Below are 23418 nucleotides of genomic sequence, written 5' to 3' on the forward strand. Positions count from 1 at the left end.
TGAAGTTTCCATCAGGTCCTAAAAAACTGCTTGATAAAAAATTTACCCACATTAAAACACCTACATTAGGTATAAAAAATTAATATTAGAATATTTATATTTATATTCAAATAAAACAAATAATCAAAACGCTTTAGAGTCTATCAAAATCACAAGGGACAACTTGACTTCAACTGCTCTAAATCAATATCGATTTTGTAATCATAAAAATTGCGCTCTATTTCATGGATTTTTGTGTGCTTCTTGATGCATATAGGCCTTCTATCTTTTCTTTTGACAGACATGAAATAATCTAAAAACTTGAAACCTTCCCCGACCACTTGATCCGAAAATTCAATCCAAAGCGAAGGAATTTGATAAGCATCCGCCACAATGACCCCATGAAGCGAGCTGGAAATAATCCGGTCACAAGCCAAAATTTCGTCAATGACATGAAGAGGGTTAGATTGTTGCACATCTATTACAGTCACCTCTTCATCATGATCAAATTTTTCCAGCCAAGGATTGGCCTTATCTACATAGTGTGGAATTATCCCAATTCTATACTTTTTTTTAACTTTTGGCTGATAGATTTCAGGCATTAGAAGTGCTGGATCACCAAACACATTTGGACATTCAATTCCAGCGGCTTCCAGTTTACTTTTTGTCAATGGTCCTCTTACCGCACATATCTCCAAGGGCTCTTCCTTGCATTTCACTTTAGCTGAGATAAAACCACTTCCCCAGATGATGGTCTTAGATGTACTCTTTTGTAGAATTGAACCAATCATAAAGAAATGGTTGGTGAAACGATAAAAAAGGGAAGGGATTCTGATTACTTTTTTGTCAGATAAGTGTGCCACAATATGCGGCGTGAGGATGTCACCAAAATTATTCTTATGCTTATCGTATGAGACCCAATAGTAACGACTTAAAAAAGATTTTAAAGAATTCTTTATACTTCTATTACCTAACATTTAATCAAATTTATTGCAAATATAACAATTTCAATTGATTAGCCTCTTTTTGAGCGCTCCATTCATTTACTATTTTATTCCTCCCTGCTTCTGAGGTACATTTCAATTCCCTAGAAATCAACCCTAGCAAAATCTTCTGAAGCCCGTCGGAATCACCCGGTGGGAATAAATAGCCTGTTTTTTGATCATCGATCACATCATCATGAACACCTACACCCCTCGTAGCAACTACCGTAACTCCACAGGACATGGCCTCCAAACAAACCAATGAAAAACCCTCTGAATATGATGGAACTACCACAATCTTTGAAGCCTGATAGTAATTTTTGATTTCTTTGGTTTCGGGATGAAAGTAGACTTGAATTGTCAGCTCTTTTTGTAAAACCTCTGTCTTCAATCTCTCCACAAAATTCTGATCATCTACTTTCCCTACCACTACCAATGCCCAGTTGGGGTAATTTCCTAGAATAGGTATCAATGCATCCAAGACGACTTGGTGTCCTTTGCGCTCTCTTACTCTTCCTGCTACACAAATGATGTTTTGTTGAGAGACATTTTGAATTTTAGCCCTAGGATCTGGCACGAAAAAATCAGTCTGTACTCCATGTCCTATCACGGATGATGATAATGGCAGCGATTGCTGCATATTAAAAGTGAGAGAAATGACCTGGTCAGCTTTTCTCAGCAATCCAAGAGTAAGCTTTGAAGGTGGGCTTTCTGCATGCCTTGTGGCCACCAACTTAAAGTCAAAGCCTAGCATCCTTAAAAGCAAAGCTCTTATGATTTCATTATTTCTATGCGCATGAATAATTACTTTTCTATTTGCCTTAAGCAATCTAAATACTCTCCCCCAGCCAATTTTCTGGCCTGATAGCAAACTACCAAAAATATATAATTCAAAATCCTGCTCTAAATAAGGCAATACATTTTCTATACTGGAAGTCAATCCAGTTTTCCTTTTATGAAAATGAAACTGGATCAAGATCGGTTTATCAGATTCCATAGGTTCAAAAAAATTAAATAACTTGCTTCATATTAAATAAAAAGAAGCACTGCTGTACTTCAACAATGCTTCTATGTTACTTTCATATTTAGGCTAATTTCGTCAAAGCCTCTTTGATTCGCTTCAAGGCTTCTTTTAATTCTTCCTCAGATGCTGCATAAGATAACCTTACACAATCTGGCGCACCAAATGCAGCCCCAGTCACCACAGATACATTTGCTTCTTCCAAAAGATAAATACAAAGATCATCGGCATTATTGATCTGATGACTTCCTGACTGCTTACCAAAGAAAGCTGTCACATCAGGGAAAAAGTAAAATGCTCCTTCTGGGACATGCGTCTTGATCCCCGGGATCTCTTTCAACAGTCCCAATACCAATTCTCTTCTTTGAAGGTAGGCCTTCTCCATTTCTTTTGATGGAGTCTGATCTCCAGCAATCGCCGCCAAAGCAGCACGCTGAGCGATACCTGTACCACCAGAAGTAAACTGACCTTGCATTTTTTCACATGCTTTGGCGATAAATAGTGGTGCGCAGATATACCCTACTCTCCAACCTGTCATTGCATATCCTTTAGAGAATCCATTGACTGTAATCGTCCTTTCAAACATCCCAGAGATAGAAGCGATACTAAAATGCTTCCCAGTAAAATTGATCAATTCATATATCTCGTCTGCAATTACATAAACATCTTCTTTACTTTTCACTACCGCTGCAATAGCTTCAAGCTCCTCCTTACTGAATACCGATCCAGTAGGATTGCAAGGAGAGGAATAGATGACCGCCTTGGTTTTATCGGTCATGGCTTCTTTAAGCTGCGCCGAAGTAGCTTTGAAATTATTCTCCAAAGTACCCTCAATCAAAACAGGCACACCTCCTGCCAGCTTGATGATCTCGGCGTAAGACACCCAGTAAGGTGAAAAAATCACCACTTCGTCACCTTCATTCAGCATGCACATGAAGACATTAGCAATGGAGTGTTTAGCTCCAGTTGAGACTACAATGTTCTCAGATTTCGCCTCAGCAATATGATTTTCTTCTCTGAGCTTTTTAGCAATAGCTTCTCTCAAATCCTGATAACCCGCCACAGGAGGGTATGCAAAATATTTACCTTCATCAATTGCTGATTTGGCTGCCTCTTGGATATGCTTAGGCGTTTTGAAATCTGGTTCACCCAAACTCAAACTAATTATATCTACACCTTGGCCTTTAAGTTCTCTTGCCTTTTTTGCCATTGCCAGCGTAGCTGACTCTTCCATTTGGTTGATTCGGTCGGATAGGATTGAATTCATTTTATGAGGTTGTTTTTTTAAATTTGACCAAAATTAAAGATTCCAATTATTAAATCTAAACTTAACTGAGAATTGATTCCGAATTAGTACTTTTAAGATTCAATATTTGGTTTTAATACTCGTTATTGCATATATGAAATCGTTTTGGCTCTGTTTATTGATGTTTCTCGCACTTCCTACCATGCTGATGGCACAGAGGAAAAATAAAAAGGAGGCAGAGAAAGTAACCGTTGACCCGGACTCTTCTGGTATTGTGAGTAATAAACTTTTGCCTACTACCTCACCGCTTTTACTTTTTGATGAACAGAGTAAAAAGGAGAAAAAGAAAAAAGAGAAAAAGAAAGAAAAGAAGAATATCTACTATGGAGAGCGCACTAAAAAAGGACGTATCAGGCAGAACTTAAGAGAGCAAGTTCAATTTACTTTTTTCAACTATACTACACAGAAGCAGACTGTAGACCCTTATGTGAGGGATATCTATTGGTATGATCAGCGAGATAAAATGATCCGATCCAAGGATTTTGACCCCTCCAGAGGTGTCTTACTTCACGGGCCATTTGAAAGAATCATCGGAGAAATCACAGTGGAAAAAGGCATGTACTATTTCGGAACCAAGCATGGGACTTGGATGACATTTGACAATAGAAGTGTATTGGTCGACAAAGGTCACTATCAAGCTGGATGGAGAAAAGACTCCCGTACTACTTATTATGATGGCAACAATAAAGTCATAGAAAAACTCACCCCAATCGAATACGATTTGAAAGAAGGCAATTTCTATCACTTCTATGAAAATGGCCAAGTCGCTGTAATAGGAGAATATCAGTATGGAGAAAAAGTGGGCTTATGGACAGAATACTGGGACACTAAAAATGCGCAAGCAATCCGAAAAAGAGAAATTCAATACCAGGAAAAACCCTTCACCAAAAACTTTAGACCTTACATCAGGGCCGAATGGGACAAAGAAGGTACTCTCATCTACAGAACTAATATCGCATCAAATTAAACAAATCTTATTCCCTACCTTTTTTATAGGGAATTATTGTTCCCTTTATTTTTCTTCATATATTTGTCACACTAATTATTTGTATGACACAGGAACAATTCAGCAAGTACTCATTTCTCCTTGATCGGACCGCCCGCAAAGTCAAGCAATATGCCCAACAAAAATTCAATCTGGGTGACTTTGACATTACGGTTGATCAATGGCTGGTATTGAAAAATCTATCAGAAAATGAACTCTTGAGTCAAACTGAATTGGCACAGCTGGTGTTTAAAGACCATCCTACATTGACAAGAATTATAGATATCCTCTGTAAAAAAGGTTATGTAGAAAGAGTACCTCACCCTCAAGATAGGAGAAGCTTTCAACTTCACTTGACCAATCAAGGAGTTTCTAAAGTAAAAGAGCTAAAACCTCAGATTACCCAAATCAGGGAGAAGGCTTGGGAGAACTTGAATGAAAGAGATTTTGAAGAATTCAAACGGATATTGAATACCATCTACACTAATCTTGAGGAATGAAAATCTACTCAGCTTAAAAATAGTTGTTACACTAATTATATTTATACGAACAATCTGAATCATCATTGGTTTTACCAATAAATCTTACACATCATGATTAATACTGACATTTGCATCATCGGGGCTGGACCAGTCGGATTATTTGCAGTTTTTGAAGCAGGCTTATTGAAAATGCGTTGCCACTTGATCGATGCATTGCCTCAGGTAGGGGGACAACTATCTGAAATCTACCCACAAAAGCCCATTTATGACATCCCAGGTTATCCTGAAGTCAAAGCCCAAGAACTTGTGGACAATCTGATGGAGCAAATCAAACCCTTCAACCCTACTTTTACTTTGGGAGAGCGAGTAGACCATTTGGCGAAGCAGGATGATGGTTCTTTTGTAATCACGACTAGTGACAAAACGCAAGTTCATGCACAAGTAATCGTGATTGCTGGTGGACTAGGATGCTTTGAGCCAAGAAAGCCGGTATTGGAAAACCTAGAAACCTTTGAAGGCAAAGGAGTAGTTTACATGGTCAAAAACCCTGAGACTTTCAGAGACAAAAAGGTGGTAATCGCTGGTGGTGGAGATTCTGCTCTTGATTGGACGATCTACTTGGCTGATGTCGCAGAGCGGGTTACACTAGTACATAGAAACGAAACCTTCAGAGGAGCTCCTGATTCTGCGTCCAAAGTTTTTGATTTGGCTAACAATGGCAAAATCGACTTGATCCTGTCAGCAAACCTAAAAGAGATCAATGGAGATGGAACACTAGAAACAGTCAAGTTGGAAAATAAAGCGAAGGAGGAAATCACTATTGATGCAGATTATCTGATTCCATTGTTTGGATTGAGCCCTAAGTTAGGACCAATAGCAGACTGGGGATTGAGCATTGACAAAAATGCCATTGAAGTAGATACGACTGATTACTCAACAGGAGTAGACAGAATCTATGCGATCGGAGACATCAATACCTATGAAGGCAAATTGAAGTTGATCCTTTGCGGATTCCACGAAGCCGCTATCATGATGCACTCTGCATTCAAATATGTATATCCTGACCAAAAATTGAGCTTCAAATACACCACGGTCAATGGTGTAAATGCATTTTAATTTTACCTTTGCAGCATGGTAACATTCACAGTAGAAGATCACGACGGTAATCGTCAATCAATAGAAGCTCCAGACGACATGGGGCTAAGCCTCATGGAAATATTGAAGGCCTCGGAATATCCCGTATTAGCTACTTGCGGTGGCATGGCGCTCTGTGCTACCTGTCATGTGGAAGTGCTAGAAGGAGAAGATGCATTAGGTGAAGCTACAGATGTAGAACTCGATCAGTTAGAAAATCTACCCGAGTATTTTCCTACAAGCCGACTTGCCTGTCAAGTCAGGATCAGTCCAGAGCTTGAAGGCGCTGTGATCAAACTCAGAGGAGAAGATAATTAATAAAAAAAGAGGCTGTCTCAAAAAGTAAAATTTAAATTCTGACAGCTGATTTTAAGCAATGGAGGCCGATTTCTTAGATTTCGGCCTTTATTTTTTGACTTTGGGTCAAAAAACTCCTCTTTTCTTCTTTTGAGATTTTGTCTCCGTTAAAAGTTAGTAAATCGTCTTAAAGGGTGCCAAAGAAGCATTTTTGAGCATTTGCCTCTACTTTCTAGAAGCTTTCTCTAAGTTGTGCGCTATTACTGCCAATCCAGTCTCTATTTCCACTTTTTCAAGTCCTCTTAAGGCATACCTCTTCAGTCCTTTGTTCTGTTTAAAGTGTCCGAATACAGGTTCCACATCTGTGGCTCTTTGCTTTCGTTTTTGAATTCCTGTTTCTGAGGTTAGCTTAGCTCTAGCCTTGTTCCTGTATTCTTCTAGCTTTCTGTTTATCTTCAGTATTTTGTTTCCTGCTCCTTTCTTGCAACTTCCTGCTAATGGACATCCTTGACAGTTTCTTGCCATGTAGTAGGTATATTGTTGTACATAGCCTGTTGATGTTTTTCGATGAACTTGGTTGATTTGGGTCATCTTCTGCCCAATCGGACAAGTATATGTATCATCTTCTTGGTTGTAATGTAGGTTTTCGAGTAATGTAAATGTTTTCTTTCTCTTCTTTTTATCTCTCAATTCCTTATGAAAAGTATTGAACTTCACATAGGCGTCTACACCATTCTTTTCTAGATAATCATAATTTTCTTCACTCCCATATCCTGCATCTGCTGTCACAGTGTCTGGGTGATGTCTGAACATCGACTTATATGCTTCTAGGTGTGGTTTTAAAGTGATGGTGTCTCCTGGGTTTTGATGAACTGAATAGTTGACTACAAACTGTTTACTTGTACTCAACTGAAGATTATAACCTGGCTTAAGCTGTCCGTTTTTCATGTGATCTTCCTTCATACGCATGAAAGTAGAGCCTTCATCTGTTTTAGAAAAGCTATTACGCCCTTGAAGAATCTCTTCCTTTTTTGCATATTCCTGAAGCTTTTCAGGCCAGTTTCTTTTGGCGTAGTTTAACTTTTGCCTAACCTTCTTGTCAGCTTTTTTTCCCTCCAAAGCTTTATTGATCTTATCTACTGTCTGGATCACTTTCTCTGGACTTGGATTCTTAAAGTCTTCGGACTGATCTTCAAGCTCTTCAGTTGCTATTTTTTTAGCATAATCCCATAGCTGTTGTAACTGTGAGCTTATCTTCTCTTTATTGGTCTTTATTGTATTCCCCCAGACAAATGTATATCTGTTAGCATTTGCTTCAATCTTTGTCCCGTCTGTGTAAATGTCTTTAATGTCTAACAAGCCTTCATCATGTAAGAGCAAAACTACTTGAGAAAAAACTTCACGTATCACTCCGTTGAGCTTTGCTGATCTGAAACGATTAATGGTATTGTGATCTGGCCTCTGCATGCCTGCTAGCCACATGAAGGGAACACTCTCTTTTATAGATTTTTCAATCTTTCGTGATGAAAAACAATTATCAAGATAACCGTAAATCAAAACCTTCATCAACATCTTGGGGTGGTAGCTACTTGCCCCCAAAGTAGAATAGTGATCCAAAATCGACCCCATATTGATCCGATCAATGATGGAGTTAACTGTCCTAGCCGGATGACTCAACGGCAATAGCTCCTCGAGGGATTGAGGTAGGAGCATCAACTGGTTGTTATCATAGTCTTTAAAGACTATATTCGTGTCTTGTTTTTGCACACCTCAAAATAAACATTTTGAGTTAAACAAGAAAGGCTAGCCGAGAAATCGACTAGCCTTAAACTTTAAGAGACTTATGAGACAGCCTCTTTTTTATTATCACAAATACCATTGTACTTAAAATTTTACAGCTACCGAAAGCTCTAGCTCAATTTCTTGACCCAGCGCATCTTCTATATCTTCTTTGACTTCATTGAGTTGATTGATATCTAATGGGCTTTCTGAGACTACAGTTAATGAAATTTTCAATGGAGATACTCTGATCACTTTTACATCTCGAAGTACGCCCACAGATATTTCTTTTCCACTGAGATTTTGAATGATTTTATTTTCCTTAACCATTTTTGAGAAACCAAAGGCTAAAGGTGTACTGATCAATACTACAAAGAATAAAGAAATCGTCAAGCCTTTTTTGGCTAACCTAAACGGGCTAAAGCCTAAAAATAAGAAAGTCAAAGCAGCTGCTAATACCATTCCCGCCAAGTTCGTCCCCAATAACAGGAGAGCACCCCAGAAAACAGCCCAATCCCCCCAGCCAAAACCTACACCAGATACAGCCAAAGGAGGCACCAAGGCAACTGCAATCGCCACCCCAGCCAAAGTTTTGGCAACTTCTTTTTTGGAATGCGCATAAGCTCCTGCTACGCCTGAAGCAGCTGCCACTCCTAGATCAAGTAAGTTTGGTCTTATACGAGCAGAAATTTCACCATTCATGATGTTGAGAGGGGTAAACCAAGTAATCAGAATTGCAAATACATAACCTATCGCCATTCCGTAGCCGATGGTTGTGAAACTACGGCTAATTAATTGATCATCTTGTCTCAATACACCCATTGCTAAGGAAATGATAGGAGACATCAGCGGCGCCAAAATCATCGCTCCAATAATTACAGGAGATGAATCTCCAAATAACCCAAAAGTCGCTATAATGGTAGAAAGAGCCATCAAAACCAGGTAGCTTGAAGTAGTCTTTGAGTTTTCCCTCAGCGTAGTAAAAAGCCACTTAAACTCCTCCGTTGTGGCATGGTTGGTAAAAGGAAGATAGCGCTCCAGCAATTCATTCTTCAGTTCGCCTTGGGGTAAATTTTGAACTTTAAAGACTTTGGTCTTTTTCACCTGATCGTTGGTCTCCAAAGCGGTCCCTGGCACAATCCCAATTGCCTTTGGCTGCACCTCGAGCTCTATAGACTTTGCACTCACCAGCACTTCGTCAATCGCATAACTGATGGGCTGATTGCTACTTATCGACACCTTATCAGTTTTGATATGGGCTACATAATCTGGCAATTTGGATCGCTTGGAAGATTTAAAAATACTGTAAAATCCAAATTTGATAATCTCCCAAATGCTTTTCGGCGCCAAAATCAAACAGTGAAGCATCCCATCATTGGCATAAGAATCCTCTATGATTCTCCTGGATAATATCGAACTCTGCCCATGCTGTACCACGACCATCCCAAGGGCAGCAGTATCTACTGCTTTGGATTGCATTTCTCCATTATCCTTACTCCAATTGATGGAATAAGGATGAAGCTTCACCCTCTTGAATGAATTCAAAAAACGCTTGAAACGATTCAGGTACTTTTTGAAGAAAAACTCCTCATTGTCCAAAGAGTAAAGCAAACTAAATGAACTCCCTACAATCAACTTATTCAGAACGGGCTGCCCATTGGCAAAAAGCACATCAACTTCTACTACTTCATCTGTATTCAGGATATTGTCTACTGCTATCTCCAACTTAGAAGATACACCAAAACCTTGTCTTGCTTCGGTCATCTTAGGGTGGGGTAGAAAACCAATCTTCCAATGATGCTCAATAATCACATCAAACAGCTCACGAACCTGCTCATCAGACAGGTAGCATACTATAAAGTCCTCTTCTGAAAATTCATATTTCTTGTGATTCTTGTAAGGGATTTTGATTTTAACATTATTCTCCAAAAGCGGGAGCACTTTGGACTCTACCTCCTCCTCCAATCGCTCGTCATATATCAATGTAATTGATTTCATATCCCAATTTAAAAAAAGAAAGGTTGATCAAATCAACCTTCCATTAATTTAGTTAAAATTTCTTTTGCTGCTTTGGGCAAGATGGTACCAGGACCAAATACCGCCGCTACGCCTGCTTCGTACAAGAAATCATAATCTTTGGGAGGAATCACCCCTCCTGCTATGACCATGATATCTTCCCTACCGAGCTTTTTCAGCGCTGCTATCAATGCTGGCACGAGTGTCTTATGGCCTGCTGCCAAAGAAGATGCTCCTACGATATGTACATCATTTTCTACCGCTTGCTGCGCTACCTCTTCTGGTGTCTGAAACAATGGCCCGATATCGACATCAAATCCAAGGTCTGCAAAACCTGTTGCAATCACTTTAGCTCCTCTGTCATGCCCATCTTGCCCCATCTTAGCCACCATGATTCTAGGTCTTCTACCTTCCAAAGCTGCAAATTCATCGGCTAGCTTTTTAGCCTCTTGAAAACTCTGATCATCCTTGGCCTCTCCAGAGTATATTCCGGAAATAGACTTTACTGTGGCTTTATGTCTTCCAAATGCTTCTTCCATGGCATCAGATATTTCTCCTAAAGTAGCCCTTTTTCGAGCAGCATCCACAGCTAGTTCCAACAAATTCCCTTGACGGCTTTTTGCGGATTCTGTGATGTTTGATAATGCCTCTGCGACAGCTACTCCATCTCTCTCAGCCTTCAATTGATTCAATCTTGCTATCTGAGAAAGTCTCACAGAGTTATTATCCACCTCCAAAATTTCAAAATCATCCTGCTCTTCTGTCTGATACCTATTGACTCCTACTATCACATCCTTTCCACTGTCAATCCTAGCCTGCTTCCTAGCAGCTGCTTCCTCTATGCGCATCTTTGGAATCCCTGCTTCTATGGCTTTGGCCATACCTCCCAGCTTCTCCACTTCTTCTATCAGCGTCCAAGCCTTTTGTACCAATTGGTCTGTCAGGTATTCTATATAGTAAGAACCACCCCAAGGATCCACCACTTTGGTGATACCAGTCTCGTCTTGGAGGTAAAGTTGTGTATTTCTCGCGATTCTAGCCGAGTAATCGGTAGGTAATGCAATCGCTTCGTCAAAAGAATTGGTGTGCAAGGACTGGGTATGCCCCAAAGCTGCCGCCATGGCTTCCACAGCCGTACGCGTGACATTATTGAAAGCATCCTGCTCTGTGAGTGACCAGCCACTCGTCTGACAATGCGTACGCAGCGCCAGTGATTTTGAATTCTTGGGGTTAAACTGCTTGACGATTTTTGCCCAAAGCAATCTCCCTGCTCTCATCTTGGCTATTTCCATGAAATGATTCATCCCAATAGCCCAGAAGAATGATAGTCTAGGAGCAAAATCATCGATATCCAAACCAGCTGCCACACCTGTTCTCAAGTATTCCAAGCCATCTGCCAGCGTATAAGCCAACTCCAAGTCTGCCGTAGCTCCTGCTTCCTGCATGTGGTAGCCAGATATAGAGATGGAATTGAACTTGGGCATATTCTTGGAGGTGTATTCAAAAATATCCGCTATGATCCGCATCGATGGTTGAGGAGGATAGATATAGGTATTTCTGACCATAAACTCCTTCAAGATGTCATTTTGGATAGTACCGCTTAGCTGCGATGCTTGCACACCTTGTTCCTCTGCGGCTACAATGTAGAACGCCATAATCGGAATCACTGCCCCGTTCATGGTCATGGATACGGACATTTGATCCAATGGAATCTGATCAAAAAGCACCTTCATGTCTAGCACTGAATCTATGGCTACACCTGCTTTTCCTACATCCCCAACTACCCTCGGGTGATCTGAATCATAGCCCCTATGAGTAGCCAAGTCAAAGGCTACAGACAGCCCCTTCTGACCAGCTGCCAAATTCCTTCTGTAAAATGCATTGGACTCTTCAGCGGTAGAAAATCCAGCATACTGCCTGATTGTCCATGGACGCATGACATACATGCTGCTGTATGGCCCTCTTAAATAGGGGGCAATCCCAGCCGAAAAATTCAAGTGGCGGGCTCCTTCAAGTGCTTCTTTTGTCACTATTGAGGGAACTTGAATCTTCTCAGCAGTTTCCCATACTTGTACTTCAGCTTCCTGCTGTGAGTTTGCTGCTGTGCGGGATAAGCTTAGCTTACTGATATCTACTCTCATGACTTTTCAGAATTTTGGGTTTCCCATAACAGGCTGTCTCTGCTCCATAGCAGCTGCAGCGCAGCGGTCTCTGTCTGCTCTTGAAGCAATTGGGCAGACGACTCTTTAGGGTTCGGGTACTTATTCAAGCCTACTTTCACCTGCACACCATCACGTACCAAAGCTTGCTTTACCTGTCTCTCTTCCTTGACCTCCTGCTGCAAACGCCCTTGCTCAGCGGCAATCCTCCATCCGCCATCAGCCTCTAGCTTTTCGAGTTTGGACTTTACTTGTTCAAATAACTCTCCCGAAAGCTTCTCTAGAAAATAAGTCCCTGATACTGGGTCAATGACCTTATCCAAGTAGCTTTCCTCTTTGAGGATATTAGAGATATTCCTGGCCATTCTTGCCGAGAAGTCATTGTCTAGTCCATCCGAAAAATCATGTGGCAGGATCTCCAGCGCATTGCAACCACCTAAGATGGCAGCCATAGCTTCTGTGGTATTCCTCAGCATATTGGTATCGAGGTCCTTCCCTGCTTTTGTCCAATAGCTCGTCTGCGCATAGATTGTGATATGCGCTGCTGAGACATCTAGACCATACAATTCGCATAGCTGATGGATCATCAATCTCAACACCTTCACTTTGCTGATTTCTAAGAAAAAGTCAGAACCTACCCCTGTGGTAAATAGCAGCTTATCAAAAATCGCTGAAGCAGTGTATCCATCCTCAGTCAATTCATCATTCAAATCAATCAAAGCCCCAATTCCAAAAGCCAATTCTTGAACTGCATTGGCGCCAGCATGATGGTAATGCGCAGCATCTATCGCCAAAACCTTGAACTCTGGCAATTCCTTGCCAGCCTTCATCAGCTCTTTGGCAGTTGCCATTAGCTTTGATTTCTCCTGAACTGTTTTCAGAAAAACAGTTGCAGGATCCCACAGCAGACCCCCATATACTTGATTGAGGTCTAGCTCAGCGGCTTTTAACCATGTCAGAAACTTGGTGAAAAGCCCCAAAGGGTCACCTTGTGGCTCCAAATAGAGCTGAATATAAGCTGGCTGAACTTCATGAAGTAAAACTTCTAAATCCTCCTCTCCAGTCAAAGCTAAGACAAGTCCATCAGCACCCATCTGAAGTGCGTGAAGGATCCTAGCGTTTGCTTCCTTTTCATTGAGTGGACGAATCCTGACCGTATTGGCCCATCTCCTAGGAGATAGTCCAGGTATTTCTGATATAGGATTGACACGGTGATGAATAGGTTCCAGCGGCAAAGCTTGAGCTATGTCCTCTTGGGTATAAAAAGGTTGTATTTCAATATTTCCAGCTGCTTGACTGATCAAGGTCTCCTCAAAGGACTTGCCTTTCAAGTCTTTGGTCACCTGCGCGATCCAGTCTGCTTTACTTGAAGGAGCAAAGTCCTCAAATAAGTTATATTTCATAAAGCGTTAATATTTGGGCTTGAAAAAAGTGAGTAATTCATCCATTCAAGAAAATCACTCCTTTTAGATAACCTTTCAAAGTTACCTTTTAAAGCGTAGATGTCAAAAAGTTTTATATGTAGAGGTTTGATTCCAGACAGAACCAAAAAATTAAAACAACCACTTCCTAAAATCAGCCTACTCCTAGCTTTTTAAAGATACTAAACTTTCAATTTACTTGGAAGCGCCCGGTATCTTCCATGGTGATGTTAGCGAAAGTTGTTTCTTATCTGGTAACCCAGTTTTCTAACCTTATACCAGAGATTCTTCGAAACTCTTTCAAATTTTCTGTCACCATTACGAGGTCTTTTTCTATTGCTGTGCAACCAATCAAGAGGTCAAAATCACTGATCTGCAGGCCCATAGATCTTAGTCGGGCTTTCTCTTTTCCATAAAGGTAAATCGCGCTCAAAAATCGGAAGGACAACAACTTGATTAGCAAACACTTCAATTAAATCAAGATTCTTAGGAGGGTTTTTACTGTTTTCAGCTCCAAAAACCAATTCTGCCAAAGTAATTTCTGAAATAGCAAAATTTTCAGTACCTAGCTGTTCAAACTTTTCTATCAATCCATACTTCCCTCTTAAAAAATGGACGCAGATATTAGTGTCTAAAAGCTACTTCATTCGAAACCAGGATTTCCTATTCTTTCTATTCTGGATTCTCTAATTTCTTTAATGATTTCATCCGAATCTTTATCATCTTCCCATGCGCCAAAAAGCGTCCGAATTTCCACCTTCTCTTCTTTTATATCAAGAGACTCGGTCAACTTAATGATCAGTTTTTTCTTGGAAAGATTATCCAAACCTTTCAATAGACCAAAATACTTTTCTAATGTCTTGTTGTTTAAAGTGAGGTTTGCCATGATTTTTTTCTTCAATTTACGAAATTAAAGTTTTGATGGTCAAAAGATTTGGATAATTAAATTCCCAACTCTCTTTTCTTTTTCTTTTTTAAGTCGCCCATTTCACTTGTATCTCTAGTAAATCCTTCCCACTTCGGAAATCAGTCATTAAGCAAAGATATAAACAAGTTATCCAATCTTGTAAAAATTAAAAGTTTGGATAACTTTAAGGATAATTATCTACTGTTCAGGACTATCCGAAAGAGATCGGTATCAATGGCTTTCGGCTAGTAGGGTAAATGTTATAGGCTGCCATTTTTTAGTTCGTAATTTGTGCTTCTTCCACTGCTCCTGCAATGTCAATTCCTAACCGACGTGCAATTGAAGAACGCACCTGTTCAATATCTAAAATTTCACCTTCAATTTCTGATGACTTTATGACATCCAAAGTAAGGGTGGTTAATACCGCTTCATTTTGCAAATCGAACCAAGCGATTCCATTTTACCCAATAGTCTTCCTTGTAAATTTCTAACTTCACCCTGTTTTACCATCACTTTTTTATTGTCCCAAGTGAAGCCAGTCCAGTTCTCTTTCTCGTGTATACAAATCTTCATTCTCCGCAAATACTGCGGAGATTAATCTCTTAATCTCCGCACTGTCGTTTTGTATGCTTGGCGCTAATCGAGTCAGGCGAGGGCATTACCCCCGCCTTCTTGATCCACTTACAGGATTCAAGCAATCAAGGGAGGGATCGAAGACGTCGTGAAAAATTAAATACCGAGATAAAGGTCTAGTGTATAAGCAGTAGCGCCGGCCTGCTGGCATGGCACAGATTTACCACTCCACCCGCTATTATCAAATACTTGCTATGATCGCTTCGATGTTCTTTTTCATCTGTTAATTTATAGATCGTTTTGGTTGTGCGTGGGGGCAGACACACGCTGACGCCAAACTTGGGTTTGTTGGCTGGTGCGGCTTTGCAATCCCGCAGAGTCGGGACAAGTTGTGTGTGGCTTTGAAGGGTTGGCATTTTATACTCTTGTTAATTCGTCCATTAATGCTTTGCGCTGTGGATACTTTTTTCTAAACAATTCAATTAACTCATTTACTCTCTCTTTTGCTCCAAGTTTTTTCATTCTACGTAAGTATCTGCAAGCATTTTGATAATGATTTCGACCGACAAATTTTTCAACATAATTTGTTAGTCTTTGGCTATACAATTCAATTAGTTCAGCGGAATAATCCTTAGCTAAATACTGTTCGTTTTCCTGAATGTTCTCTAAAGACAAATTCTGTTTTAGCATCAAAAACAACCTGTCCCACCATTCCTCTTTTATATAAATTTTGCGTATTAGCTCTGTATAAGTCCATCTATTTTTGGGCGTAACTTCCTTGATTATTTCTTCTAAAAATGAATGCCATTTTTCAGGTTCAATAGTGTTTTTCAGTATCTGGTAATAATCTTGTGTTGCCCCAAAATTTTCAATCAGTCTGTAACGAGCATATTTAATAACATTGGGGGTGTCATTCTGAACTAATGCAATTTTCAACAGCCAATCATACCAATCTTTTGCTAATCCTGGTTTACTTTGTTCATCACAAGTAATCCCGTCTTTAGCTAATGCTATTGCTCTTTCAAAATTTTGGCTTTCAAAGGCTTTTTCGATTTCCTGCTTTCTGATTTTTGAATTTGAAATGTGTTTGTTGATGAATTCCTCTACATCTTTTGGGTTTTTAAACTGTCTTAACAATTCCAATTTATATGATTGAGCGTATTCTCGTTCATATTCTCCAGTAACAGATTCCAAACAATTCAAAATAATATCGGCTTCTTTTTCATTGTCAATTAAATCGCCTGCAATATGGAGTATTCCTAAATGCCAATCCCAACCTTCAAAAAGTCTTTGTTTAAAAGCTGAAATGCAGTATTCAAAAATCTCTTGTTTTAATGATGTTGAAATTTCCTCTTTTGATAGTTTTGAAAGTAACTCCATTGCCGATTCAACAAAATAACCTAAATCGCCATTGCTGTCGTCTCCATATTGGAAAGCTTTAGTCATTTCTTCCAATAAAGCAGTACTGATGAAAAATACATTTTCAAAATTTTTCTTTTGCAAATATTGCTCGGCATTTTCTAAAAATGGCTCGGTAGATTTCACCACATATTTCATATCAGACCAACCAATCCAACCGTCTCTCCCTGCTGCTGTTTGCAGTAAAGATTGGATTTGTTTTTGATAAAATTCTTTGGATTGATTTTGACTTAAATGCCCGAATGATGCCAAAAAATAGTTTCTGAATTTCTTGTCCTTTTTGCAGTTTTCTTCTACAAAATCAATCAATTCATTGTGTGAAATGGTTTTTAGTAACTCTTTTACTTGTTGATTAACAGACTTTGTTTTTTTCTTCCCTTTCGTACTATTGGGAGAGTATTGGTTTAACTCCAATTCGTCTTGTTGCAAATGGAAGATAACCGCAACTACGTGTTTACAGACCGACCCCATATCATAAGGGCAATCACAATTGTGTTCTATTATTACGTTGTTTTTAACTTCCAATTGAACGGTGTAATCTTCTGTTCCTGAAACAATGGCTTCATATTCTCCATTTGAAATTTCTGAAAAATCGGTTATTGCACCTCCTTTAAAGTAAGCCAAGCCTCTTTTAAGGATAGTTTCATCTATTAATTGCTCAAACTGGTTCAAGGGTATTTTCATCTCTAACTCGTTGCTGCATTAATTCTTGCAATGGTTTCACTTCGGCTGCTGGCCACCAAAATACGATTGCGGATGGGGTTGTCTTTTTGTTGCAATTCGTAATACACTTTTTGGATGATGGCTTTTTTATCTTCTGCTTGGGTAATGTCCGGAAATGCTTTTTCTGTTACAAATTGCAACACATCTATTTCCTTGGCTTTCATTTCTTCCTCAAAATAGAGTTCGTACACCATCATATTGACCAAATCTTCAAACAGTTGATACATAAAGCGGGGGTGACCACCCGTCCAGTCTTGGGTGTTGGCATCACACCCCATCCAGCCTTTTTTCTCCAAAAATTGGAGGAAAACAATACGACCCAAGAGTTTTTTTACAAAATCACGAATGGGTTTTTCTTCCTTGTCTTTGGTATCTTTTTCAGTATCAATCAATTTCGTTCTGGACGGATTGCTTTCATCCGCCAAATGCTTGGCAAATTTCTCGTAGTGTGCTTTGTATGTTTTAAAGAAGTCTTTGTTCAGGGCTTCCACAGAAAACACTTCTTTCAGTTCCTTGATGTTTACTTCGCCTTTTTCTCGCTTGTCTGCCAACACCAACATTCGCTTGGCAGGTGTGGTACAGGCTTCATTGCTACCCAATAGGTAAGTATAGCGTTTGGGTTTGGTTTCGCCTTTGATGAGTTCACCCGTTTCCAAATCCAAACTCGCTTCTTTGGCAATGAAAGAAAAGCGGTAATCCACTTGGTTTTTGTTGTAGAAAAATGCTAACGCACCGTGAATGATGTTTTGGTCAATGTGTTTGGCAGCAATTTCTCGCAAGCCTTGTCGGTTGCGAACAATACTGATATTGTCGGCAACTTCCACGGTGAATAAGGCTAATTGCTTTCCGTCATCCAGTTTTACCGTACCGATTTGTTTTCCGTCTATGACTTTGTCCACTTCTTCAAATGGATTGTCAGGCGAACTGAAATAGTCAATCTTTTTAAAAAACAAAGGCAAAATCTCCCTCCAGATGTTGAAGTCGAATTTTTGCTGTAATCTATGTTTTAAGTCTTTTTCTTTCATTGTCTAAAATTCTTTGAGCCCTTTACTATCCGTGCAATGAGCCCATATTGAGCCCTTTTGAAAAGTTGTAAATCGTTGATAAACAAGACTTACTTCCTGTTCAGCAAGCGTTATTGATTTTATTTGAGCCCTTAGTGATTCCATTGTCTAATCTTTTTTTCGTTTCATTTTTGGTTCATTTGGCCCAACTTTGGCCCCACTATTCTGCATTTGGCCCCACTCTGGCCCCACTGTATTGTAACTTATACTTGAACCTGATGTACCTTCTTTAATCAAAATCTTATAAGTATTTACAAGTGAAGTCAGTTCTCTTGTAGCTGTTCGTTTTGAAACTTCGTTTAACTCTTGGTAATCACTGTTTGTGATTTTCCCTTTTTCTTTAGCAAAAAGTACTGCTTTGATTTGCCTTTCATTCAAACCTAAATCAATTAAATATTCTTCGTGGTAAATATTCTTCCTGAACTCAACAAGAAAATCAGAGCCTTCAAAGGAGTAGTTGGGTACAGGTATGCCAGCTTCCAAACAATAATTTATCATTTTTTCAATGCCTCTACCCCAAGATTCGATGTAGCCACTTCTAAAAAGAGTATTGGCAATATCAGGATTGTATGGTTTTGAAGCGTGTTTGTTTAAAAGATTGCTTACAGTCCAGTTATCGGGTAATTGTCCATCGTTCCAAATCATTATTCGGTCTTTGAAAACTTTGATTTGGATAGGCGCACCACCCGAATAATCTTTGTGAGCCACTGCATTCAATAAAGCCTCTCTGATTGCTTCTCTTGGATATTCGTAAGTCTCTACCCTCGAAATACCCTCATAGCTTATCAAGGCTTTGATGTATTTGGTAAAGAGCAAATCCATTGTTTTCTCAATCTGCTCAAACAAATTACCGTGTGCTTCATCTTGATACATCAAATCCGCTTCGTTTTCAAAGTAGCCAATTTTGATGAACGCTCCCGTTACATACTTTTCAGGTTTGGGATGGAAAAGTAAAACAGCGGCTCTTTTGATCATTTTTTCTTCTTCCAGATACAGTTGTAAACTTTCCAAAAGCTCTTGGTTGGTTCCGTCTAAATCTTCAGCTTCTAGTCGTTTGCTTTTAGTGGCTTTTTTCCGGAAAAAATCAAAAGTGTCGTTCTTTAAATCATCAGCAGTAACATAGGGAATAGGCACACCATCCCATTTTTTGCCTTGTCGTTGCAATAAAAACTTTGCCAAAGCAGCACCTTTCAGTTCCTGCAAAGTACTTCCGCTTCTGTAATAATATTTACCTCTTAAGCTGATAGGGAAAGGGTAGGGCTCCACCACAATTTCCAAAAAATCGTCTCCATTTTTAGTGTGCAAGTTCACATCTGCCATCAAACCCAAAAGATCCCTAACCTGATTGGGCAAGTCTTCCAAAAGTTTTTTGGCATTATCCAAATGTTTAGTGTTGCCCTTGTCATCAATACCGATAAACAAAATACCACCTTGAGCATTCGCAAAACCACAAATCCACTTAAAGTAGTCATTGTGCCAAGACTCTTTCCATTCTATATTTTGATGTTCCTTGCTGTATTGACTCATTCGCTAAAACTTTCAGTGATAATAATTTCAGGATTCAAGGTCTTAACCCTTACAATTTTCTTCTCGAATTCCTGTTCGGTTTCTTCATTCATCAAAGGATAGCCTTTTAAAATCTCAATGACTTTTTCCAAAATGATTGCAGGCTTCAAGGGGGATTTTTTCAACGTGCGTTGAAACTTGTTGATGTCTCTTTGCAAGTTTTGAAAACGACCTTGACGCAAAGCTTCTTTAGCTTTAATGATTAAGGCTCTTTCTTCTTCATTCACCAAAGGAAGATTCAGCATAGCGTCTAAATAAGCATTTGCTTTTTTCTCATTAGGACCTTGTGTGGTATCTATTTTTTTGTCCTTTGCTTTTTCTTTTTCCAACAAATCAGAAAACAAGAAAATACCTGCCTGAACTTGTTCGTGGTGTTTTGAATGTAGTGTAATGGCTTTTTCCAATACTTCTGCTTCAAATATTTTTACTGTTTCCAAAAAGGTAAGTTCCTCTGTTTCCTCATTGTCTTTTACCAAAATGAATGCATCTCGCTTGCTGTCTTTGATGTAGCAAATGGTACTTTGGTTAAAGTCTTTGTTTTTTCTACCAACCCTTGCACGGAAAGGCATATTTTTGATTTGCTTGAACACACTAGGCGTCTTTTCCTTAATATCTCGAATCATCATCAAGTAGGCTAGTTTTTCGTCCTTTTCTTCTTCCAATTCCTTGTCGAAAAGTCCGAAAGTCTCGGTTTCTTCATCAGGTGAGTAAATCTGACTGTCTTCCCCTAGTGCTGCGTGAAAGGATTGCAATTTCATAATTGCTTTTTTCTCCAATTCAATGTCATTGTTAACTTTTGCAGTTGGGTAGAAATTATAAACGTGAACTTCATCAGCCGTTGAACCTATTCTGTTCACACGTCCAATTCTTTGCATCAAGCGGGTAGAGTTCCAAGGCGTGTCATAATTTACAATCACATTAGAACGGTGCAAGTTGATACCTTCTGCCAATACTTCTGTTGTAAGTATGATGCTGTAATTATTTTCTTGGTCCGCTTTGGGTAAGTTGGCATCAAAGTTTTTGCGAACTGTTGGCATTCTGTCTTTTCTGGATTTACTATCCACTGATAAAATGCTTGATGAAATGTGTTTAGGCAGTTCCTTCTCCAAATATTCGGTTGTTTCTTTGCTCTCAGAGAATACTACTAATTTGGATTCAGGATTAATGGATTTACTTAAAAGGGTGTTTTTCAGGTATTTGATAAATACGTCTAATTTTGGGTCTTCTTTTACTTTTTCCCATTCATCAGATAATTCTTTAAGCAATTTTAAATCGTGCTGTAGTCCAGGTAAGAAGTCAAAATCATCTGGTTCGCAGATGTCAATGGTTGGGTCTTCAATAGACTTTTCCAAAACTAAATCCATTAATTCTTCCTCCTTGCCTTCGTTTATCATATCAGAAACTGGCAAATTTGGAGCTATGAAAATTCGACCATTTTCAAACATTGTTACCATAGCTTCAGTAGCTTTCATAAAACGGAAAAGCGACTGTTTGAAAGCATAGAAACTACTGTCAATTCTTTTTACCAAAAGCGTTTTCATAATCTTAGCTAATTGAGCCGAAATCATATCCGCTTGTTTGTATTTGTTCTTTTTGTGTGGTTTCAAAAAACCGATGGCACGGTAACGATTGTATTTTAAGCCTTGTGTTTCGTGACTTAAAACGTGAATGGTTTTATCATACAAATCTTCTAAGTGTGGTTCCAACACATATAAAATTTTCTTAGGCTGCTTTACGATTGGAAATTTGATTCCTTGCTTTTCCAAGTCTTGTGAGTACAAGTCGTGCGCCATCAAGTCAGTTCTCGTTCTACGAACAATAAGCGGTTCAATTACCTTTGTTCTTATCTTTTCATAAATTTTCTTGACACCTGCTTGGACTTTGGCAATATCTGGTTCGTCTTTCAGTTTCTTGTAAGCATCAATCTGTTGTCTGAAAAAGTGCTGTAAGTTTCCCGTTTCAAGTGTTGATTCTTTGCTATCTTGAAAAAGATAAACTTGGTTAGCAATGTCTTCTGGTCTGTTGTTCAAAGGTGTAGCAGAAACTAGAATTACACGCTTAGGAACGGTTTTGCCGTCAGGCAAAACTCGTCTTGTCGGTGTTTTACAAATCTTCTGCAATTCATTGTACATTCCAGCTGTATCGGAACGGAATTTATGGGCTTCATCAACAATGATTAAATCAAAAATGGTCGCATCATTGATTTTGTGTAAACTTCCATTTGTTAGGATTTTAACATTATCCAGATTAAACTTTTCAATGGTTTCAATCCAATTGTCCTTTAAGGCTGGTGGTACAATGATTAGCGTTCTAGAACGATGTTCTGGAAACCCATTGGTGTAAAAATATTTTTTAGCAATTAGGGTTGATACAATGGTTTTCCCAAGTCCTACAACATCCGACAAGAAAAAGCCATTGTGCTTCATCATTTTGGAAAAGCCGTCATTTACGGCATCCACTTGATACGATAACCGTTTGAAGCCTTTTGGCAAGTCAGAAATAGAGTTGGGGTCAAACTCGATGCTTTTCCCGAAGTACTCAATCAAAAATTTTAAATAAACTTCATAAGGCGTATAGTTGTCGTTTAGATAGGTTTCCTTTTGAAGTTTCTCAATGCTGTCCATATCAACAGGAACAGCTTCTTCCCAAAGTTTATCGAACGTTTGTGTAGCAAAGTCAATGTCTGAATTGTCCCTTAGCTCAACATTAAATTCGAAATTTTTTGAAAGACCCGCATCTGTAAGGTTACTAGAACCAGTAATTACAGAGCCATAACCGTGGTCGTGCTTTTCTTTCTCTCGAAAAATATAAATCTTAGCGTGTATATTTTGCTTGGGGTGAATCTTGATTTTTACTTTACCTATGGTGATGTCCTTTATCAATTGGATCATCCCACCTTCTACAGTTTTATCGTATTCTGCTTCTTGTATATTCTTTTTAACTTCTTGAAAAAATTCCTCTTGTGCCTTTTCAGCATCACCATCAAACAAAACTCCTTGTTGGTTGGCTTGATAAACCAAAGAGTCAATGTTGATACCTACAAGAATTCTTATTTCTTGAGCACTTTCAACAAATTCACGGATTTGGAAATATCCTGATGCTCGAAAGTAACCAACCAAGGCATCTAGGAAATGAATATTTTTATGTTTGAAAATACCTTCTATTTTTTTTAGAAGCGTATTTTGCTCTTCGTTTGTGAAAAATTTTGTACTCATAATTTCTTCAAAACGTTTTTAAGTCCATCAGCCAAAAATTCCAAGTCACCGAGTTCACTTAAAACTGTCGATTGAATAAATTCTATTTGTATTTCTTTGTCTTGAACTTCTAGTGTCTTTGCCAAGGTTGGGAGCATTTCTTTCGTTGCCACTCTTTCGCTTCTCTCAATCTTGCTCAAAATAGAAGTGTCTATGTCAAGTTCGGCTGCAACCTTTCTAAGAGGAAGTCCCAGTTGTTCTCGTCTGTTTCGTAAATATTCTCCAAAAGAATTCATCTTGTCATATTTGTTTGGACATATTCGTCAAAAGTACAGTTTATTATTTAATTCTATCGTCCGAGCGTTGGCAAAAAACCAGCTCTTTTGGTTTATTGTGGGCTTTGCGTGTGG

The 23418-nt window shown here is 39.0% G+C and carries 18 protein-coding genes and 1 pseudogene; 4 read left to right on the forward strand and 15 right to left on the reverse strand.

Features of this window, described 5'->3' with window-relative positions; genetic code table 11:
• Positions 1-149: 149 nt before the first annotated feature.
• From BW935_RS12120 to BW935_RS12130, 3 genes are all read right to left on the reverse strand, one after another.
• Positions 150-956 (reverse strand): polysaccharide pyruvyl transferase family protein, encoded by an 807-nt coding sequence (locus BW935_RS12120; protein WP_076501812.1) that lies wholly within the window; start codon positions 954-956, stop codon positions 150-152.
• Between the two features lie 10 nt (positions 957-966).
• Complete coding sequence (locus BW935_RS12125; RefSeq protein WP_076501814.1) at positions 967-1959, reverse strand: glycosyltransferase family 4 protein; 993 nt, start codon at positions 1957-1959, stop codon at positions 967-969.
• Positions 1960-2047: 88 nt separating this feature from the next.
• The gene (locus BW935_RS12130; RefSeq protein ID WP_076501815.1) at positions 2048-3250 is read right to left on the reverse strand and encodes a pyridoxal phosphate-dependent aminotransferase; all 1203 of its coding nucleotides are present in this window, start codon (positions 3248-3250) and stop codon (positions 2048-2050) included.
• Between the two features lie 133 nt (positions 3251-3383).
• On the opposite strand from BW935_RS12130, the gene BW935_RS12135 reads away from it, so the two are divergent.
• The 4 genes from BW935_RS12135 to BW935_RS12150 all read left to right on the forward strand — a co-directional run bounded on the left by BW935_RS12135 (position 3384) and on the right by BW935_RS12150 (position 6208).
• Positions 3384-4256 carry a toxin-antitoxin system YwqK family antitoxin gene (locus BW935_RS12135; protein ID WP_076501817.1) on the forward strand — a complete coding sequence of 291 codons (873 nt, stop codon included), beginning with the start codon at positions 3384-3386 and terminating at the stop codon, positions 4254-4256.
• Positions 4257-4339: 83 nt separating this feature from the next.
• Complete coding sequence (locus tag BW935_RS12140) at positions 4340-4774, forward strand: MarR family winged helix-turn-helix transcriptional regulator (protein ID WP_076501818.1); 435 nt, start codon at positions 4340-4342, stop codon at positions 4772-4774.
• Between the two features lie 93 nt (positions 4775-4867).
• The gene (locus tag BW935_RS12145; protein WP_076501820.1) at positions 4868-5872 is read left to right on the forward strand and encodes an NAD(P)/FAD-dependent oxidoreductase; all 1005 of its coding nucleotides are present in this window, start codon (positions 4868-4870) and stop codon (positions 5870-5872) included.
• A gap of 15 nt (positions 5873-5887) precedes the next feature.
• A complete protein-coding gene (locus BW935_RS12150; protein ID WP_076501822.1) occupies positions 5888-6208 on the forward strand; it encodes a 2Fe-2S iron-sulfur cluster-binding protein in 321 nt (106 codons plus the stop codon).
• A gap of 204 nt (positions 6209-6412) precedes the next feature.
• Here the strand turns inward: BW935_RS12150 and BW935_RS12155 are convergent, their stop codons facing one another.
• From BW935_RS12155 to BW935_RS12210, 12 genes and pseudogenes are all read right to left on the reverse strand, one after another.
• Positions 6413-7954: an IS1182 family transposase gene (locus tag BW935_RS12155; RefSeq protein WP_139325547.1), complete on the reverse strand. Its 1542-nt coding sequence runs from the start codon at positions 7952-7954 to the stop codon at positions 6413-6415.
• Between the two features lie 117 nt (positions 7955-8071).
• Entirely contained in the window at positions 8072-9964 is a 1893-nt protein-coding gene (locus tag BW935_RS12160; protein ID WP_076501825.1) for a DUF389 domain-containing protein, read from the reverse strand.
• A 32-nt stretch (positions 9965-9996) separates the two neighbouring features.
• Positions 9997-12123 (reverse strand): methylmalonyl-CoA mutase, encoded by a 2127-nt coding sequence (gene scpA / locus BW935_RS12165; RefSeq protein ID WP_076501826.1) that lies wholly within the window; start codon positions 12121-12123, stop codon positions 9997-9999.
• Positions 12120-13544 carry a methylmalonyl-CoA mutase family protein gene (locus BW935_RS12170; protein ID WP_076501828.1) on the reverse strand — a complete coding sequence of 475 codons (1425 nt, stop codon included), beginning with the start codon at positions 13542-13544 and terminating at the stop codon, positions 12120-12122. Before BW935_RS12170 ends, scpA begins: the two co-directional genes overlap by 4 nt.
• Before the next feature lie 383 nt (positions 13545-13927).
• A complete protein-coding gene (locus BW935_RS18690) occupies positions 13928-14152 on the reverse strand; it encodes a PIN domain-containing protein (protein ID WP_245802695.1) in 225 nt (74 codons plus the stop codon).
• A gap of 53 nt (positions 14153-14205) precedes the next feature.
• Positions 14206-14448 (reverse strand): hypothetical protein, encoded by a 243-nt coding sequence (locus BW935_RS12180; RefSeq protein WP_076501830.1) that lies wholly within the window; start codon positions 14446-14448, stop codon positions 14206-14208.
• 298 nt (positions 14449-14746) lie between these two features.
• A pseudogene (locus tag BW935_RS18870) lies at positions 14747-15042 on the reverse strand (DUF4172 domain-containing protein).
• A 417-nt stretch (positions 15043-15459) separates the two neighbouring features.
• A complete protein-coding gene (locus BW935_RS12190) occupies positions 15460-17145 on the reverse strand; it encodes an SWIM zinc finger family protein (protein WP_076501831.1) in 1686 nt (561 codons plus the stop codon).
• Between the two features lie 2 nt (positions 17146-17147).
• Positions 17148-18209: a hypothetical protein gene (locus BW935_RS12195; protein WP_076501833.1), complete on the reverse strand. Its 1062-nt coding sequence runs from the start codon at positions 18207-18209 to the stop codon at positions 17148-17150.
• 147 nt (positions 18210-18356) lie between these two features.
• On the reverse strand, positions 18357-19775 hold the full coding sequence (locus tag BW935_RS12200) for an ATP-binding protein (RefSeq protein WP_076501835.1): 1419 nt from the start codon (positions 19773-19775) through the stop codon (positions 18357-18359).
• Positions 19772-23029, reverse strand: coding sequence for a helicase-related protein (locus BW935_RS12205; protein ID WP_076501836.1), 3258 nt, complete (start codon positions 23027-23029; stop codon positions 19772-19774). Before BW935_RS12205 ends, BW935_RS12200 begins: the two co-directional genes overlap by 4 nt.
• Positions 23026-23304 carry a helix-turn-helix domain-containing protein gene (locus BW935_RS12210; RefSeq protein WP_076501838.1) on the reverse strand — a complete coding sequence of 93 codons (279 nt, stop codon included), beginning with the start codon at positions 23302-23304 and terminating at the stop codon, positions 23026-23028. The genes BW935_RS12205 and BW935_RS12210 overlap by 4 nt, the downstream gene beginning before the upstream one ends.
• Positions 23305-23418 lie beyond the last annotated feature (114 nt).

Origin of the sequence: Belliella pelovolcani, assembly GCF_900156785.1 — a bacterium.
Taxonomy (GTDB): domain Bacteria; phylum Bacteroidota; class Bacteroidia; order Cytophagales; family Cyclobacteriaceae; genus Belliella; species Belliella pelovolcani.